The organism is Winogradskyella sp. 4-2091 (assembly GCF_045765065.1).
GTDB lineage: Bacteria > Bacteroidota > Bacteroidia > Flavobacteriales > Flavobacteriaceae > Winogradskyella.
In genome coordinates this window covers 38,736-57,247 of the sequence record NZ_JBJKOD010000003.1, presented here as the reverse complement: position 1 = coordinate 57,247, position 18,512 = coordinate 38,736, and the positions used below count along the sequence as shown (strand labels likewise).

Sequence of the window (18,512 nt, the reverse complement as noted above, 5' to 3'; positions counted from 1 at the left end):
TAATCTAACGTTATCTTGGACCCAGAACCCACGGTTTTAATAATTAATTTAATTGTAAATAGTACTTCATTTATTTCGAGTATTCTATTACTTATAATATTACTTATTTGCTCAGCATTAATTTCTGGTGCAGAGGTTGCTTTATTTTCACTTACAAAATCTGATCTCAAAGAAGGTTTAGAAAATGAATTACCAGCCATGCAAATCATTGTTACGCTATTAGAACGTCCCAAAAAATTATTAGCTACAATTTTGGTTGCCAATAACTTTATAAATATTGCCGTAGTTTTACTGTTTGCTTTTATAGGAGAAACCATTTTTAGTAGTATTTCTAGTACACTATTAAGGTTTTTGGTTGAAGTGGTTTCTGCTACGTTTTTAATCTTATTGTTTGGAGAAATAATTCCAAAAATTTATGCGAGTAGAAATAGTGTGAAATTTTCTTCGTTTATGTCTAGACCTTTAAAGGTATTAGATGTTTTATTTTCGCCTATTAGCTTACCTATGCGCTTTGTAACTATAAAAATACAAGACAATTTTGGTAAGCAACGTTCTAATCTTAGTGTAGACCAATTGTCACAAGCGTTAGAATTGACAAATAATGACGATACTACACAAGAAGAACAAAAAATATTACAAGGTATTGTTTCCTTCGGAAATACAGATACAAAGCAAGTAATGCGTCCTAGGATGGATTTATTTGCTCTTAAAATTGATACTCCTTTTGAAACTATTATTAAGGAAATTATTGCCAATGGCTATTCTAGAATTCCTGTATACGAAGAAAGTATAGATACTATTACTGGTGTACTTTATGTAAAAGATTTACTTCCACATATAAACAAGAAAAAATTTAATTGGACCACCATTTTACGTGAACCCTTTTTTGTACCTGCCAATAAAAAATTAGATGATCTAATGGTTGAGTTTCAAACCAAAAAAGTTCATCTCGCTGTTGTGGTAGATGAGTATGGTGGTACTTCTGGTTTAGTTTCATTAGAAGATATTATTGAAGAAATAGTAGGTGATATTAGCGATGAATACGACGATGATGATTTAATATATTCTAAATTAGACGATAACAACTATAGTTTTGAAGGTAAAACACCTCTAAAGGATGTATATAAAATAATTGGAATTGATACAAATAATGAGCTTTTTGAATCTAAGAAAGGAGAAGCAGAAACACTCGCAGGCTTTGTATTAGAAATTTCAGGTGGATTTCCTAGAGTTGGAAGTAAAATAAATTTTCATAATTACGTTTTTACTATAGAGTCTCTAGAACGAAAACGCATTAAACAAATTAAACTCACTTTATTAGAATAACCATAATGAAACGATTAGCTCTTCCTATATTAAGTTTATTAATGTTAAGCTGTGGTAATGACCCATTACCAAAACCTAAAGGCTATTTACGATTAGAATACCCTAATGCCAACTATAAAAAAGCTATTGTGCCTTTGCCTTTTTCTTTTGAAAAAAATGAATTAGCCAACCCAATTAGTGCGGTAAAATCTACGCCTAATTCTAAAGGTGTTGATATTAAATATCCAGCTTTAAAAGCTACTATTTACCTTACGTATAAAGAAGTTAATAATGGAAATTTAGATAGCCTACTGCGAGATGCTCAAAACCTTACTCAAAAGCACACCATTAAGGCTGATGAAATTTCTAGCAATTTGTATGAAAACAAAACTCAGAATGTTTATGGAATGATATACGAAATTGGAGGCGATGCAGCCTCTCAATCTCAATTTTATGTTACTGATAGCATCAACCACTTTTTAAGTGGCTCACTTTACTTTTATGCTAAACCTAATTATGATTCTATCTATCCAGCTGCAGAGTATCTAAAAAAGGATATTAGACACATTATGGAAAGTGTTCATTGGAAAGAATAAGCTTCAATTTATAACATAAAAAATGCCACTGAAATTCAGTGGCATTTTTTTTTATTATTTAATAGGATGTTCTGCTTACCTTAATCTTGGTAAACCCATTCTCCTCCCATTTTTATTACTGCGAAATCTTCAGTGGTATTACTACCATTATAAACTTCTATAGTAACAATATACTTTTGCTCTTCAGCAGCACTAGGATCTAAATTATCTAAGACTACTGCAGCTGCTTCAAGTACCATTGGATTTGTCCACTCCGCTGCATTACCAGCTCTTCTATCCATGTTTCCGTAGTTACTCATACTAGCTGTTGCATTAGGGTAAACATCTCCTAATTCTGTTGCTACTAATACGTAATCATCTGCAGAAAATGTATATCTAATAGTGTTATCTGGCACCCAAATTCCATCTTCAAAACCAAACTGTAAAGTTGTAGATATTGTAGACTCATGACCAACAAACTCACCGTTAGTGACAGTATAAAGATTACCTCTTCTTTGTGCTCCACTAGAACTAGAGTAATAATCATAAATTATAAATAACTCTTCTTCTTCCTGTGCATAAGGGAACGTTAGGTCTAAAAACGTTGGTAAATAGTTATCTGGTGGTACAGAACTACCAAAGTTATCGTATTGACCAGGTTGGTTAAAATCTTCACCCATTGAATCAAAATCTTTAGAACTTAAGTAATAAACACCTTCAACTGCTTCCCAAGAACCACCAGAATACATAAAGTACTCACCTTTAGAGTTTATATCTCCTGTTGCTCCTAAAGCTTTTATCGCCATGCTTTCTATTCTCCATCTTGCAGCATCTGAATCAGTAGATTCATATTTAAAAGCTACATTAATTGTTTCACCGTCATATGCCGAAAAATCGTAATCTTCAGATGAAGCCATATCTCCTGTAGCAGGATTTGCTAAAGTAATTTCATCCCAAGTTGTTGTTAAAACATCACCTGTATAATCTGTTGTAACCATTATTTTCAATAATGATGCGTCACCAGCGTAATCAAGTTCGTGAGTAATTTGAAATTTAAGATCACTCTCAGCAGATAAATCTATAGTAGGTGATACAATCCATTCTGTATTTGCTACTTGTCCGCCAAAATAACTGTTTCCTTGAACATAACCTGTTTCAGATGTCCAAACAGCATCATCACCAAACTCTTCACCAACAGTCCATCCTTCCATGCTTCCTGCAAAATTGTAAGAAACTAAGTCAGCTAAACCAACTACAGGATCTTGAGTATATTGGTCATACTTAGCTAATATTAATTGCCCCTCTACAGGATCTGTAACCTGAGCATCTAAAATAGCTGGTATTTGATCTGCTGCATTTACATCTGGATAAAACCCAAAAGCATCACTACCAGTTGTAGCATAATCAGAGTTTGTAAACTCATAAATATCAGAATAAGTAAAATCACTTAAACCTTCTGCATTACCAATATATAGATCATAACCTACTACAACTGATGAACCTTCTCCCCAAAACGGATATTTATCAGCTAAAAATCCTGGTAATAAAACTTTGGCTTCATCAACTGAATTGAAACTTCCATAAGTCAATTCTAATTCGTCATAATCATCACTAACAAGAGTATATGATTCTGAACCTACAATTGGTTCTGCACTTGAATCTAATCCGTCATAAATGTCATCCATAGGATCACAACCGTAAAAGGCTAATCCTAAAATTGCTAAACAATAAATTATTCTTTTCATTTTCAATATTTTTTAAAAATTAACTTTCAATCCAACACTATAAGTTCTTCCTGGACCAAAATAAACTTGAGCAGTAGAAGAAGTCCCGTCTAAATCATTTGCATCAGATACATATTCTGTATTAAAAGCATTATTTACTTTTCCTATTAATTGAGCATCAAACGATCCCATTACAAAACTATGTCTTAAACCTATATCAAATAAACCAAAATCAGGAAGCTTCCATACATCTGGTAAATCTAAACTACCTCTGTTAGTAACATCGTAAGAAGAATAGTTATCTCCTGCAAAGTTATAATCTACATAGATATTAGATTTTGGCGCTAATTTATAATCAACACCTAATGCAAATGTAGTTTGAGCAACGTCACCTACTTTTAAATCTTCAGCATATACTTCTACTACATCAACAACATCACCTGCTTGATCTCTAATATCTGCAGAAACATTACTTTTCCATTGCCAATCACCTAAAGATGCCATACCTGTTACAGTTAATTTATCAGTTGCTCTATATCTAAAGTCAACTTCGATACCTTGGTGTAATGCATCAATTCCTTGTAAGTTATAGAAAAATAAGTCTTCACCTGTTCCTATAGAACCACCTAAAGATTTATCTAACCAATTTGTATAATAAACATTTACATTGGCACTTAATTTTTCTCCACGGAAACCGTATCCTAATTCTGCACTAAATACTTTTTCGTTTACTGCGTCTTCATTTGGAATAATTCCGTCTTCATCTAAAAATACATCATCTAAAAATGGTGCTTTAGAGAAATATCCAACATTTACAAATACATTATTATTACCATCAAGATTATAGTTACCACCACCTTTAATTCCGTATCCTGTAAAGTTTACAGCTTCAGATAATCTATCACCTGTGATAGTATTGTTCATAAACTCCTCTTGCTTATAGTTACTATTAGAAACGTCTGCAGCAACAAATAAATTCACTGATTCATTTACTTGATATTCTGCTTGTCCAAAAAGTCCATATCTTAATACAATACCATCATAATCTTTATTGTATCTATCACCTACTTTTAAAGGCTGACCAAAAGCAAATGTATCACTTTCATTATCAAGGAAAAACTGACCTCCTAATAAATCATCTACTTGGTACCAGTGAGAACCTACATAATAACGTCCATCTAAACCACCAGAAATTGTTAACTGATCGTTCACTTTGTTTTTATACGTTGATAAAACACCATACCATTCGTGAGAGTTTCTAGAAGACGAAATAATATCCGTTGATCCATTTACACCGTTTGCTTGATTCTCTGCAATTACCCTATCAAAATCAATAGGAGTTAATCCAGAAGACCCTATTCTATATTCATCAGATCCAATTTTAGAACCTTCATCTCTACGTCCACCACCTGAACCAAATGATGCATAAACTGCTGTAGATAATGCAGAAGCGTCATTAATTTTCCATAAATGGTTTATAGACATTTGAGGTTTGTGATAGAAGTTGTAAGATTGATGATAAACTTCACCGTTCTTGTAACCCCAATCTCTGTTGGCTTTTTGTGGACCAGAATCAGTATCCTTTAAATCAGCAATTGTAGAACGATTAAAACGTTGACCGTGTTCTTGTTGCGCACCAAAAGCTGTAAATGATAATCTGTGAGCATCATTTATTTGTTGCGTTAAACTTACAAAGTAATTGTATCCTGAAAACTCAGTTCCGTCTACATAACCGTCACCATCAATTTTAGATGCGCTAACTGTTGCAGCAAATCCTTTATCTGATAAACCAGTAGAATATGTCATTCCATATTTTAAATAGCCATCATTAGCAATACTTGTAAGTACGTTTCCACCTTTTTCAGCGTCTGTCGTTTTTGTTATAATATTAATTGTACCACCAACTGATGCTACAGCTACTTTAGATGCACCTAAACCTCTCTGAACCTGCATTGTAGAAGTTACATCTCCTAAACCTGCCCAGTTACTCCAATAAACAGCTCCATTCTCCATGTCGTTTACTGGTACACCGTTAATCATTACAGCGACATTTTCAGAACTAAACCCTCTAAGGTTAATTCTACTATCACCATATCCACCACCTTGTCTCGTTGCGTAAACACCTGGAGTAGATTTTAAAATTTCAGGAAATTCTTGCGTTCCTAATTTAATTGCAATTTCTTCTGCCTTAATTGTAGAAACAGCTACTGGAGTTTTTCTATCCACAGCTACAGAAGCAACAATCATAATTTCATCTAAACCTACATTACTAGACATTAAAGTAATTGTACCTAAATCAGTATCTCCACTAAAGGCTATAGTTTGAGATATAAAACCTACATAAGAGATTACCACTTCACCTGATTTTGAATCAGTTGTTAAAGTAAAATCACCATCAAAATTTGTAGTTGCACCATTTGAAGTTCCTTTCACTATGATATTAGCACCAGGAAGCGGTGAGCTCATGTCACTATCAATAATTTTACCCGTAATAGTGGTTTGGGCATATGCAAATGTTGTTAAGCATGTTAATACAACAAAGCATAAATAAAGATTAAATTTTTTCATATAAAATTTAAGTTAATTGGTTTTATAATTATCGCAAAATTACACAGCTCAATGAGCTAGTATATTAACTTAATGTTAACAATTAAGCAAAACGAAGTTAATTATAAAATCCTTAAATTTTATGCATGCATAATAGATTTTATCAAATGTTTTTAACAATTTTTAACAATTGTTCTTATAAAATGATATTAAATTTTGAGTCGATGAATCATGATTTGCCGTAACATCATCATTTGAGAGTTCATTTAGTATAGATTTAGCAAGTTGTTTACCCAATTCTACACCAAATTGGTCATAGCTATAAATATTCCAAATTATACCTTGTACAAAAATCTTATGTTCATACATAGCTATCAATTTTCCTAAACTCTTAGGAGATAATTTCTGAATTAATATTGATGTCGTTGGCTTATTTCCTTCAAACACTTTAAAAGCTAACAGTTGTTCTATTTCTTCAGCTGAAGCAGATTGCCCTTTTAATTCAGACATTACTTCCTCTTCCGTTTTACCATTCATTAACGCTTCAGTTTGAGCAAAATAATTAGACATCAATTTATCATGATGATCTTTATCTCCATACAATGACTCTACATACCCAATAAAATCGGTTGGTATTAATTTAGTGCCTTGATGTATTAATTGAAAAAATGCGTGTTGTGAGTTGGTTCCTGGTTCTCCCCAAATCAATGTCCCTGTTTGGTAATTTACTTTATTACCACCTCTATCTACACTCTTACCATTACTTTCCATTATACCTTGTTGAAGGTAGGTCGCAAATTGATTTAGATATTGCGTGTAGGGAATAATTGCTTCACTTTCAGATTTAAAAAAGTTATTATACCAGATGGTCAATAATGCTGAAATTACAGGAATATTATTATTAAAATCTGCAGTTCTAAAATGCTCATCCATTTGATGCGCTCCATCTAACAGACTTTCAAAATTTTTATAACCTACAGCCAAACTAATTGAAAGACCTACTGCACTCCACAATGAAAAACGACCACCAACCCAATCTTTCATTGGAAATATGTTAGCCTCATCAATCCCAAAGCTTTTTACACTTTCAATATTTGTAGAAACCGCTACAAAATGGTTAGCAACAGCCTCTTTTGGCTGTGATTTTAAGAACCAAGATCTAATTGAATTGGCATTAGACAAAGTTTCTTGGGTTGTAAATGTTTTAGACACAATTACAAATAATGTTGTTTCAGGATTTAGATCTTTAATAACCTCTTGATAATGATCACCATCAACATTACTTACAAAATGTGTATTTAATTGATTTTTATAATATTGAAGCGAATCCACAACCATTGCTGGACCTAAATCAGAACCTCCAATTCCTATATTAACAACATCTGTTATACTTTTACCTGAGTACCCTCTATGATTTCCACTTACTACAGAATTCGTAAATTTTTCTATTTTCTTCTTTACCTCATGTACTTCAGGAATTACATTTTCGCCATCTACTAAAACCTTAGCATCTTTTGGTGCACGTAATGCTGTATGTAAAACAGCTCTTCCTTCCGTTGCGTTTATAATATCTCCTTCAAAATATTTGGCTATAGCATTTTTCAAATCTAGTTCATTTGCTAGTTCAACTAACAAATCAACCGTTTCTGTTGTCATTCTGTTTTTTGAAAAATCGACATAAAAATCTTCCCATTTTATAGTTAAATCATTTGCTCTATTGGCATCTGCTTTAAACAAATCTTTTAAATGCTCTGTTTTAATGCTGTCAAAATGTGCTTGTAATTTTTTCCAAGCATTTGATGTTGTTGCGTTAGTTGCTTTTAATGCCATATTTTGTTATTATAAAATCGGATCTTCCGTTATTGTGTTTTCTGTTTCTTTTGGTTCTGCTTCTAAAAAGAATATATTATCTAATCTTTGCTTTATAGGTTTTATATGTTCTAAAAACTTAACTTTTAAACTATCAGAAATCGGTTTCGCTTCTGGTAACTTTTGCTTAAACGGATCTACTTGTTTTCCATTCTTCCAAAAACGATAACAGACATGTGGTCCACCTGTATTACCTGTCATTCCTACTTTACCAATTATATCACCTTGTTTTACAAAATCTCCTTTTTTAACAAGACGTTTACTCATGTGAAGGTACTGTGTAGTATAAGTATCGTTATGCCTAATTTTTACATATTTACCATTACCGCCTCGTCGTGTAGATTCTATAACAGTACCATTAGCCGTTGCCATAATTGGTGTACCTACTGGAGCAGCGAAATCAGTTCCTTTATGTGGACGAACTTTGTACCCATAAACCGCTATTCGTCTTTTTAAATTATATCGTGACGATATTCTACTAAATTGAACTGGTGCTTTTAAGAAAGCCCTTCTTAAATTTTTAGCATCTTCGTTAAAATAATCTACAATTCCTTTTATAGAATCCGTTTCAAACTGAAAGGCATACAGAGATTCACTATTGTGCTCAAAATAAGCAGCCTTTACATTGTGTACACCTGCATAAATTGAATCGTCTATATATTTATCTGTGTAAATAACTTTAAAACGGTCTCCTTTTTGCAATCTTCTAAAATCTATAGTCCATGCATATATATCATCAGCCATTTTATAGGCCAATTTCTGGCTTAATCCTTTTTCCTCTAAGGTCTTTGAAATACTACTTTCTATTACACCTGTAGCTGTTTTTTCAATATAGGTTACTGGTTTTTTATTTGAATATGCGTAGATAGAATCTTTTAAATTTACAACGACATATTTTACTTGATCTGCTTGATAAATAAATGTTTCTGGACTAGGAAGACTATCAGTGGATGATTCTTTTGAAAACAATAAAGTATATGGTTTTCCTGGATGAAGTTTTCTGGTATCAAAACTGTCTTTTGTTTTTTCAGCTATCTGAAAAATCTGTGGATACCCAATATTATTGCGTTGTAAAATCTCGCCAAAACTATCCCCTTTTTGAATAGTATCTCGTTTAACTATGTAGTTATTTATATCAAAACCAAACTCAAGAATTTTTTCTTCTTCTACAATTTCTGCGAGTTCGTTTTCATATTCAATTTCTGCTGAGTTATCCTCTTTGCAAGCAAGAATACTCATAGCAATTACTAGTACTGCGATTAATGTTTTTAATTGCATTAATTAAGCTAATTATAAATTATTTCCCCAATTTTCTATTTCTTCTTTACTCCATAATTCTGGAAAGAAGATACGCTTTTGATATTTTGGATGCATGTATTTTTTCCAATCACTTCCGCCTGTAGCTTCACCATCACCAATACCACTATCTATATAATGTTTTGCTGCATTATAATGACACATTACCCATGATACATTTACTGTATAATCGTAATGACGCATAGCTTTTACTAACTCCTCATTTTTTTGATCTTTTTCTGGAAGTTCTTTAAAGCGTGACCAAAGGTTTTTAGTGTTATATGTTTCCATAAATCTTAAAAACTCATCTTTATAACGTTTCTCAAAATTAACTAAAAGGGTAGATTTCTTTCCGGTTTTATGATCTTTTCCTGCGGCTTGCCAATATAAATGCTCAAATGCATGCATAAAAGGCGTGTTTCTATCTATATCCTTTCTAAACCTATAATCAATAAGATTAATTAATTCGGTTGATGCAAACTCTACAAGTCTATACTGTGCACTTTGAAATCCACTAGCTGGTGTAAGTGTATATCTAAACTTCATATACTGCTCTACTTCCATGCCTTCTCTCATAATATTAAAAGAAGTTGATAACATATCAAAATAGCGACTAATACGCATTAGTTTACTTTCAAAAAAAGTAACATCTAAATCTTCCTTTTCTGCTACCTGAGAAATTTCCCAGAGTATCATTTTAAAAATTAGCTCATTAATTTGGTGATACGCAATAAACACCATCTCATCAGGTAGAGTTGTACGCTGAATTTGAAGATTTAACAATGCATCTGTTTGTATGTAGTCCCAATACGTTATAGGCTTACTATATAATAAACCATGTAAATGGTCGTCGGTGTCTTGATCTATTTTTTCGTACTTCTCTTGAAGTGCTTTTATAACCTCATCATAGTTAGGTTGATCTGTCATATTATCAATAATATCTTAGAATTCTATTTTAAAAGAGTGCTTTAAACCTTTAAACTCTATAAGATCTGCACGTAAGGAACCTACTGCCAAATCTGCTTTAATTTTTAAAGGAATTTTATTCTTATCTGCACTTACCCAAAGGGTTAAACTTTCTTCTTCTTTAAACACTCGGCCAGCCATTACATAAGGTCTAAACTTAAGCGTTTTTACTTTTACATCAGATCCGTTAACGTCTACCTCTATCGTTTCTCTACCTAAAAACTTTAGTTTAAAACCATAGTTTTCTTCATCAAAAAACATGTTTGTTTTAATCTCATCACCTGTTCTTAAAGCATCTATATCAATCTTATTTCTTAGATAATAATACATAGACACCATATCCTGAACATCTTGTTCAGTAGTAACAGTGGTTACTTTCTTTTTCTTTTTATTATAAACCTCGGCTTTCTGTTTAACATGATCAAATTTTATTTCAATATCCTTAGTATGTCCACCTTCATCAATTTTACGAATAAACTTGTATGGTACTCCTGTGTCTTTATCAAAATAACTTTCGTAACGATCCTTTACTTTAAAAAACCATTTTATTGCACCTGTTGTCCACCCTTTGCCAACAACATGAAAAACTTCTTTTCCATCTAAATTGGTTTCTTTTACTGACATTGTAGCGTTTCCTGCTTTTACAAAGCCACTATAACTCATTTCAAATTTAAACCACTCTCCTTCTTGAAAAGAGGATTCCTTTTCAAGGTCTGAGGCCTGAAATCCAACAAAAAATAATATGATTGTAAATAAATATTTCATGTGTTTTATGTTTTAATATTTACGGTCACATGTGATTTCTATAAATCTTTTACCATCAGCACTTAATACTTAAGTCTCAAAGCATAAACTTTATAGATTGTAAATATAATTAATGTAACGCATTTTTTGTGTTACAATTATCTTAAATACAATTACTATTCCAAATATTAGAAACAGTTAAAAAACTAAAAACACCTCTTGATATTTAACCAAATCAATAAAAACTTATTTAAGTCAGTTTATAGCGTACCTCTTTTAGCTTGTTCGCGCTCAATAGACTCAAATAAGGCCTTAAAATTACCTGCACCAAATCCACGTGCTCCCATTCTTTGTATTATTTCAAAAAACAAAGTTGGCCTGTCTTCTACTGGTTTTGTAAATATTTGAAGTAAGTAGCCTTCTTCATCTGCATCTATCATAATACCTAAGCCTTTTAAGGTTTCAATATCTTCTCTTAATGCATGACTATGCTCTTCTAAACGACCTGGTACAGCGCTGTAGTATTCTTCTGGTGGTGTAGATAAAAATTCTACACCTCTAGATTTTAATTGCGAAACTGTTTTAATAATATCATCTGTTGCTACAGCGATATGCTGTACTCCTGCGCCTTCGTAAAAGTCTAAATATTCTTCAATTTGAGAACGCTTTTTACCTTCTGCTGGTTCATTAATAGGAAATTTAATTCTACCATTTCCATTACTCATTACCTTACTCATCAATGCTGAATATTCTGTATGAATCTGTTTATCATCAAAAGACAAGAAATTAACAAAGCCCATAACATCTTCATACCATTTTACCCAAGTATTCATTTCACCCCAACCAACATTACCAACCATGTGGTCTATATACTTTAAGCCTGCTGGTTCTGGATTGTAATCACTTTTCCACGCTACAAAACCTGGCATAAATGCGCCTTTGTAGTTTTTACGCTCCACAAACATATGTACTGTTTCTCCGTAAGTATATATACCTGCTCTAACGACTTCACCAAATTCGTCTTTTTCTACAGTAGGTTCCATATACGATTTTGCACCTCGCTTTGTAGTTTCTTCATAAGATTTACGCGCATCCTCTACCCAAAGTGCAACTACCTTTACGCCATCACCATGCTTAACGATGTGGTTATTAATTTCTGATTTACTATTTAATGGTGTGGTTAAAACTAATCGGATTTTATCTTGCTTTAAGACATAACTTACCGAATCCGTAGAACCCGTCTCCAACCCTTTATATGCATACGACTGAAAACCAAATGCGGTTTTATAAAAATGTGCAGATTGCTTGGCATTACCAACATAAAACTCTACATAATCTGTACCTAAAAGCGGTAGGAAATCTTGAGCGTCTTCAAATATTTTTTCTAAACCGTAGTTAACGTTTTCTATTTCTTTAGTCATAATTTTATATTTTAAAAATTATATGCTTTTTAATTATCTTATTAGTTTTTTAATCTATTATATAGAATCTACTTCAGATTCTAGAATGTAATCGTCTTCCTCCCAATCTTCAATACTATCTGTTTCGTATTCATAATGAAAGTCATCTTCTTCGTAATTTCCACTTCTTATACCATCTAACACTGCTGAGGATATTATGGTTCCGTAAAAAATTAATGCAGCGAAAGCAACAAGAAAAATTATTCCGTTTAAAATAACCGCTATTATATTTAAGATTTTGGCAGTATTAACATTGCTTAGTGATTGTGGATCATAGGCTTCAGGATTATTATGAAAATCTCTAATACTTTTATTAGCCGTTACTAACCCAATTATTGCCATAACAAGCGGAACAATTGCCGTTACACCATAACAACAGCAACCCACTAAACCAATAATCAATGCCAATACGCCTAAAATAAGAGATAATGGATCAGCCGATAATTTATTTTTATACATTTATTTTTTCTTTTAATGCTCTAACCACGATTTATAATAATCCTCATCTGCAATTTTCATTGCCTCTTCCGTAACTTGTAATGGCTTAAAAGTATCTACCATAACAGCCAATTCATCTGTTTTTACTTTACCAATACTACGCTCCATAGCGCCAGGATGTGGACCATGAGGAATACCTGCTGGATGCAAAGAAATATGACCTGCAGCAATATCGTTTCTACTCATAAAATCGCCATCTACGTAATACAATACCTCATCACTATCTATATTACTATGGTTGTAAGGAGCTGGCACAGCTAATGGATGATAATCATATAATCTTGGTACAAAGCTACAAATTACAAAGGCATCAGTTTCAAAAGTTTGATGCACAGGTGGTGGCTGATGCACGCGTCCTGTTATGGGTTCAAAATCGTGAATTGAAAAGGCATAAGGATAATTGTAACCGTCGTAACCTACAACATCAAAAGGATGCGAGGCATAGACCATATCAAAAATATCGCCTTGTTTTTTTATTTTAATTAAAAAGTCGCCAGATTCGTTATACGTCTCTAACTCTTGTGGCTGACGTAGATCGCGCTCACAAAATGGGGAATGTTCTAATAATTGTCCAAACCAATTTCTGTAACGTTTTGGTGTATAAATTGGTCTACGAGATTCTACAATAAACAGGCGATTGTCTTCTGTATCAAAATCGAGTTTATAAATCACACCTCTTGGCACTAATAAATAATCGCCATATTTAAAATCTAAGTTCCCTAAGTGTGTTCTTAATTTCCCAGTGCCTTTATGAATAAAAATTAACTCGTCTGCATCTGTATTTTTGTAAAAATAATCTCGTGTTGATTCTTTTGGTGCTGCCAATATAATATGACAATCACTGTTAGTGAGCACAATTTTTCTACTCTCTAAATAATCGTTTTCTGGCTTTGTTTTAAAACCATGCAAACGATACGATTGCATATTATTTGCTTTCGCAATTTTAGGTGCAACACTATATTGTTTTTTTATGTCTTTTACTTGTGTTGGGCGTTGCTCATGATAACTGTTGGTTGACATGCCGTCAAAACCAATGGTACCGAATAATTGCTCGTAATAGAAATCGCCGTTTGGTTTTTTAAACTGTGTGTGACGTTTTGGTGGAATTTTCCCTAATTTATGATAGAATGGCATTTGCTTTTTGTTTAAAGTTCAAAGTTGATCTTATTATTAACTGTGGTAATTTACAGTTAACTATAGACTACATCTAAAGGTACAAAATTTGTAGAGATTCCTGTCTTCACAGGAATTAGGCGTGCTATTCTGGATTCCTCTTAATAAGGAAGTGTAAGTGAAGTTTTATGTTTTGCCAGAATGGTTTCATGTTTTACAAATATCGAAAAATTATTTGAGATACTGAAACGAGATAAAAGGGGGTAGTATAAATCTTTACAAAAAAATTTTATTAAACTCCAAACAGAAAACTGTTAAAGTTTAAGTTTTGTTAATGAGCTGATTACGGTTTTCCCGTAATTGAAAAATTTTTAGAAAATTCTCACATTTCCTTTGGTCGTTTCTATTTTTTTTTTTTTTAGATTTACAAAGTTGCAAGCATGATTATAAGATATTTAGAAGTTACTTATATAATTGCAAACAACAAAAATGTTAACATATAGCTTGTGCTAGCTTTTTTAATTTTATCCCTTAAAAATTATAATAATAGCGCAAAAATAACTTCTGCATCTCATACCCTTAATATGAGACAACAAATAACTTCTAAATTTAAAAAACTTCTATTTCCTAAGTTTTAGGGCAAATTTATTAATTAATCAACCTGTCTATAAAAAAATGTGATGGGTTTAAAATCTTAAATTATGAAGAAAAAAGTATTTAGCCTTATGGCTGTGGTAATGTTTATGAGCACAATAGTAAGTGCAACTCCAAAAGTAAAGTTCGAAGAGTTTGGAAGGGCATCTGATTGCGCAAGGTATTGGAGAAATGCAATACTAACTTTAGCAGCTAACAATGGAGCCGATGCTAATACAGATATGATAAATCCAACTATGAGTTATATGGAAGCTTATATGATTGGTTATAATGGCTGTCTAAATGATTAAGACAAAATATTTGTCAATATTTATTTTGACCTTGTATATGAGCATTCAAGGTCAAAATAATAAATGCGGAGAAGTTACTTACGAAGTAACTTATGACAACACATTAATTTCATTAGATAGCGAGTTTGGAGATAAAGAAGGAATTGAAGGTGCAAACAAACTAATTAGTGACGCAGAAAGTATTACTGCTACATTAAGTTTTAATGAAAATGAATCTTCCTATTCGACCGATAAAAAACTAAATATTGACAAAGAAGGAGGAATAAATATTACCTTTTTATTTGCTGGTGGAAATAATGTCTTTTATCACTCTAAAGATTCTTTAAGTTTACTTCAATCAAATTCTTCACTTGGCAAGACATATCTCATAAAACGTGATGCGCCTAAATGGATTATAACTAAAGAAACAAAAAAAATTGATGACTTAACCTGTTATAAAGCATATACCATTAAATCTAACAATAAAAATGATGATGAAAATATAACTGATAAAATTGGTGCAATAGCCTGGTTTTGCCCAAGTATTCCATTAAGTTATGGTCCTGTAGAATTTTTTGGTTTACCAGGATTGATTATTGAATTGAAATATTCAAAGATGACTTACATTGCAAAAAAAATTAAAATAAACAAAAAAAATGTTCGTGTCGAAAAGCCAATTGATGCAGAAATTATAACCATTAAGGAGTTTAATCTTTTGGCTAAGAAAAAAGTTCCCTCATTTTTTGATAATTAAAAATTTAAATAACAATTTATTTTATTTGTCAATCCTACTTATTAAAGTAGGGTTTTCTTCTATGATTAATGCTCAAGAAATCCAAGTTACAGGCAAAGTAACTGACTCATCTCAAAACCAACTTCCCTATGCTAATATCCTTGCTGTACCAAATACCGAGAATCAGGAAATAAGATTTGCCATTACAGAAAAAGACGGCAGCTATAAATTAAGCTTAGTAAAAAATATTTCTTACGACATAACAGTTAGTTATTTGGGCTATAAACCCAATATTCATTCCTTAATTTCAATCAACCAGGATTTAATTAAAAATTTTGTTTTAATCGAAAAACCAAACCAATTGGATGAGGTTACTATCAATTATATACCACCAGTTGTAGTAAAAACAGATACTACTACCTATGATATAACAAAATTTGTAACTGGCGAAGAACGTAAACTACGAGATGCCTTAAAAAAATTACCTGGTGTAGAAGTAGATAGGGAAGGTAATGTAATGGTACAGGGTAAAAAAGTAACCAAAGTCTTAGTAGAAAATAAAACCTTTTTTACTGGCAACAGTAAACTCGCTGTAAATAATATACCTGCAGATGCTGTAGAAAAAGTAGAGGTCTTAGACAACTATAATGAGGTTGCCATGCTTAAAGGTTTGCAAAACTCTGAGGATATGGCAATGAATATATTACTAAAAGAAGATAAAAAGAAGTTTGTGTTTGGCGATATTGAGGTTGGTGCTGGTATTAAGGAACGTTACCTTGTGCATCCTAATCTTTTTTATTATAGCCCAAAAACGAATCTAAACTTTATTGGAGACTTAAATAACCAAGGTATAAAAAGCTTTAGTTTCAGTGATTACTTAGAGTTTGAAGGAGGTTTTGGCAAACTCTTAGATGATGCTGGTAGTTATTTTAGTCTTTTTAATAGTGATTTTGCGCAATACCTCAACAACCAAGATTTTACAGATAATATTAACCAATTTGGCGCTTTAAATATTAGGCAGTCGGTTTCTAAACATACAGATGTTAGTGGGTATTTAATTACCTCTAACTCTAAAACGCAAACAGCAAGTAACACTTTAAATACTTACCAAAATATTAGCGACCCTTTTACAGAAGATAGAACGGTTACTAACAACCTAAACAACTTTTTTACCATTGGTAAACTAACCATAGATTATGACCCAAGTTATAAAGAAGACTTTGCGTATAATGCTTTTGTGAAAGTGACCAATAATGATAGTTATGGCTTAATAAATACTATAAGCTTAGATGATATTAATAATATTACTACACTAACTGATGTCACCTCTTTTAATCTAAAACAAAATATAAGTTATAGCCGTAAACTATCAAAAGTACATACAGCTACTTTAGAAGCTACTTATAATTTTCAGAATGACAAACCATTAACAGAATGGCTGACTAATCAGCAAATATTGCAAGGTTTAATTCCTTTAGAAGATGAAAATGTGTTCAATATTCTGCAGACTAAAACTTCTAAATCGCATAATTTTAATGCCATTGTTAAAGATTATTGGGTGCTTAATAACTTTAATCATCTTTATACAAGTGTTGGTGTTAATTTATCATTTAATGACTTCTTTAATAAAGATGTACAGTTACTAAATGATGGAAGTGTCAATAATTTTAGTTCTGCTGGTTTTGGTAATGACTTTAAATACAGTTTCGCAGATACGTATTTAGGCTTAGAATATAAATTTCAGGTTGGTATTGCTACTTTTAAGCCTGCACTATTTTATCATGGTTATCTATGGAGCACACAACAGTTTGAGAACGCAGAAACATTTTCTAAAAATTTGTTTTTACCACAATTTACAACCAAAGTAGATTTTAATAATAGTGAGAAACTAAATTTTAGGTATAAACTTAATGCGCGTTTTCCTGGTATTAACCAATTGGCTAATAATTTTCTATTATCTAGTTTTAATAGCGTTTACAAAGGGAATAGCGACTTAGAAAATCAATTGTATCATTCCGCAACCCTTAGTTACTATAAATTTAGTTTATTTAGAAACTTAAATTTTAACCTTAATACTAGTTTTAACAAACGTACAAAAAGCATAAAAACAGTTACAGAACTCAATGGTATAGAATCCTTTAATACAGCAATTATGTTTAATCAACCAGAACATAATTGGACCGTTAGTGGACGTGTTTCAAAAAAGATAAAAAAAATACGTTATAACTTGAGTGGTCGTTATAGTTATAATGATGTTTATCAAATCTTAAATGAGGACACCAATCTTAATATTTCAAAATCTATATCCTCAACGGTTGGTATTGAAACGTTTTTTAAAAATCATCCCAATATAGAAATTAATTACACTAAAGATTTCAGTAATTATAAAGCTTCTAACAACACGTCTAAGTTTGAAAACGACAAATTAGAAATCATTCTAGAATACGATTTTTTACAAGACTTTATCTTTAAGGCAGACTACACCTTTGATAATTACAACAATAAAAATCAAAGTATTAACAACACTTTTGATACTGCAAATGCATCCCTATTTTACCAAAAAGAAGATAGCCCTTGGGGTTTTGAGATTAATGGGACTAATTTATTTGATGTAACATTTAAACAACAAAATTCATTTAATTCTTATCTTATACGTGATAACAAAACATTTGTATTACCTAGAATTTTGATGTTTAAGATTAGTTATAATCTTTAGTGAGATGCTGAAAACAAGTTCAGCATGACAAAACATTCTTTTT

Annotated in this window: 14 protein-coding genes; 5 read left to right on the top strand and 9 right to left on the bottom strand. The window is 31.8% G+C overall.

Annotated elements, in window-relative coordinates; all coding sequences use genetic code 11:
• The first annotated feature begins 15 nt into the window (after positions 1 to 15).
• Both gldE and gldD read left to right on the top strand, forming a co-directional pair.
• Positions 16 to 1,326, top strand: coding sequence for a gliding motility-associated protein GldE (gldE, locus tag ACJBCC_RS04800; protein ID WP_299102395.1), 1,311 nt, complete (start codon positions 16 to 18; stop codon positions 1,324 to 1,326).
• A gap of 5 nt (positions 1,327 to 1,331) precedes the next feature.
• Positions 1,332 to 1,901 carry a gliding motility lipoprotein GldD gene (gene gldD, locus ACJBCC_RS04795; protein WP_407556547.1) on the top strand — a complete coding sequence of 190 codons (570 nt, stop codon included), beginning with the start codon at positions 1,332 to 1,334 and terminating at the stop codon, positions 1,899 to 1,901.
• Between the two features lie 80 nt (positions 1,902 to 1,981).
• Here gldD and ACJBCC_RS04790 read toward each other — a convergent pair whose 3' ends face one another.
• From ACJBCC_RS04790 to ACJBCC_RS04750, 9 genes are all read right to left on the bottom strand, one after another.
• Positions 1,982 to 3,625, bottom strand: coding sequence for a choice-of-anchor J domain-containing protein (locus ACJBCC_RS04790; protein ID WP_407556546.1), 1,644 nt, complete (start codon positions 3,623 to 3,625; stop codon positions 1,982 to 1,984).
• Between the two features lie 12 nt (positions 3,626 to 3,637).
• Positions 3,638 to 6,172, bottom strand: coding sequence for a carboxypeptidase-like regulatory domain-containing protein (locus ACJBCC_RS04785; RefSeq protein WP_299102401.1), 2,535 nt, complete (start codon positions 6,170 to 6,172; stop codon positions 3,638 to 3,640).
• A 162-nt stretch (positions 6,173 to 6,334) separates the two neighbouring features.
• The gene (gene pgi, locus ACJBCC_RS04780) at positions 6,335 to 7,981 is read right to left on the bottom strand and encodes a glucose-6-phosphate isomerase (RefSeq protein WP_407556545.1); all 1,647 of its coding nucleotides are present in this window, start codon (positions 7,979 to 7,981) and stop codon (positions 6,335 to 6,337) included.
• Positions 7,982 to 7,990: 9 nt separating this feature from the next.
• On the bottom strand, positions 7,991 to 9,298 hold the full coding sequence (locus ACJBCC_RS04775) for a peptidoglycan DD-metalloendopeptidase family protein (protein WP_407556544.1): 1,308 nt from the start codon (positions 9,296 to 9,298) through the stop codon (positions 7,991 to 7,993).
• A gap of 12 nt (positions 9,299 to 9,310) precedes the next feature.
• Complete coding sequence (locus ACJBCC_RS04770; RefSeq protein WP_407556543.1) at positions 9,311 to 10,243, bottom strand: tryptophan 2,3-dioxygenase family protein; 933 nt, start codon at positions 10,241 to 10,243, stop codon at positions 9,311 to 9,313.
• A 15-nt stretch (positions 10,244 to 10,258) separates the two neighbouring features.
• Positions 10,259 to 11,047 (bottom strand): DUF3108 domain-containing protein, encoded by a 789-nt coding sequence (locus ACJBCC_RS04765; protein ID WP_299102409.1) that lies wholly within the window; start codon positions 11,045 to 11,047, stop codon positions 10,259 to 10,261.
• A gap of 239 nt (positions 11,048 to 11,286) precedes the next feature.
• Positions 11,287 to 12,447 (bottom strand): 4-hydroxyphenylpyruvate dioxygenase, encoded by a 1,161-nt coding sequence (hppD, locus tag ACJBCC_RS04760; protein ID WP_299102411.1) that lies wholly within the window; start codon positions 12,445 to 12,447, stop codon positions 11,287 to 11,289.
• A 57-nt stretch (positions 12,448 to 12,504) separates the two neighbouring features.
• Entirely contained in the window at positions 12,505 to 12,945 is a 441-nt protein-coding gene (locus tag ACJBCC_RS04755) for a CCC motif membrane protein (RefSeq protein WP_407556541.1), read from the bottom strand.
• A 12-nt stretch (positions 12,946 to 12,957) separates the two neighbouring features.
• Complete coding sequence (locus tag ACJBCC_RS04750) at positions 12,958 to 14,118, bottom strand: homogentisate 1,2-dioxygenase (protein ID WP_407556540.1); 1,161 nt, start codon at positions 14,116 to 14,118, stop codon at positions 12,958 to 12,960.
• A 680-nt stretch (positions 14,119 to 14,798) separates the two neighbouring features.
• Here ACJBCC_RS04750 and ACJBCC_RS04745 point away from each other — a divergent pair.
• From ACJBCC_RS04745 to ACJBCC_RS04735, 3 genes are read left to right on the top strand one after another with little or no spacing between them, the layout of a single operon-like run.
• Positions 14,799 to 15,041: a hypothetical protein gene (locus tag ACJBCC_RS04745; protein WP_407556539.1), complete on the top strand. Its 243-nt coding sequence runs from the start codon at positions 14,799 to 14,801 to the stop codon at positions 15,039 to 15,041.
• Entirely contained in the window at positions 15,034 to 15,774 is a 741-nt protein-coding gene (locus ACJBCC_RS04740) for a GLPGLI family protein (protein WP_407556538.1), read from the top strand. The genes ACJBCC_RS04745 and ACJBCC_RS04740 overlap by 8 nt, the downstream gene beginning before the upstream one ends.
• Positions 15,775 to 15,799: 25 nt before the next feature.
• Positions 15,800 to 18,469: a carboxypeptidase-like regulatory domain-containing protein gene (locus tag ACJBCC_RS04735; protein ID WP_407556537.1), complete on the top strand. Its 2,670-nt coding sequence runs from the start codon at positions 15,800 to 15,802 to the stop codon at positions 18,467 to 18,469.
• Positions 18,470 to 18,512: the final 43 nt, after the last annotated feature.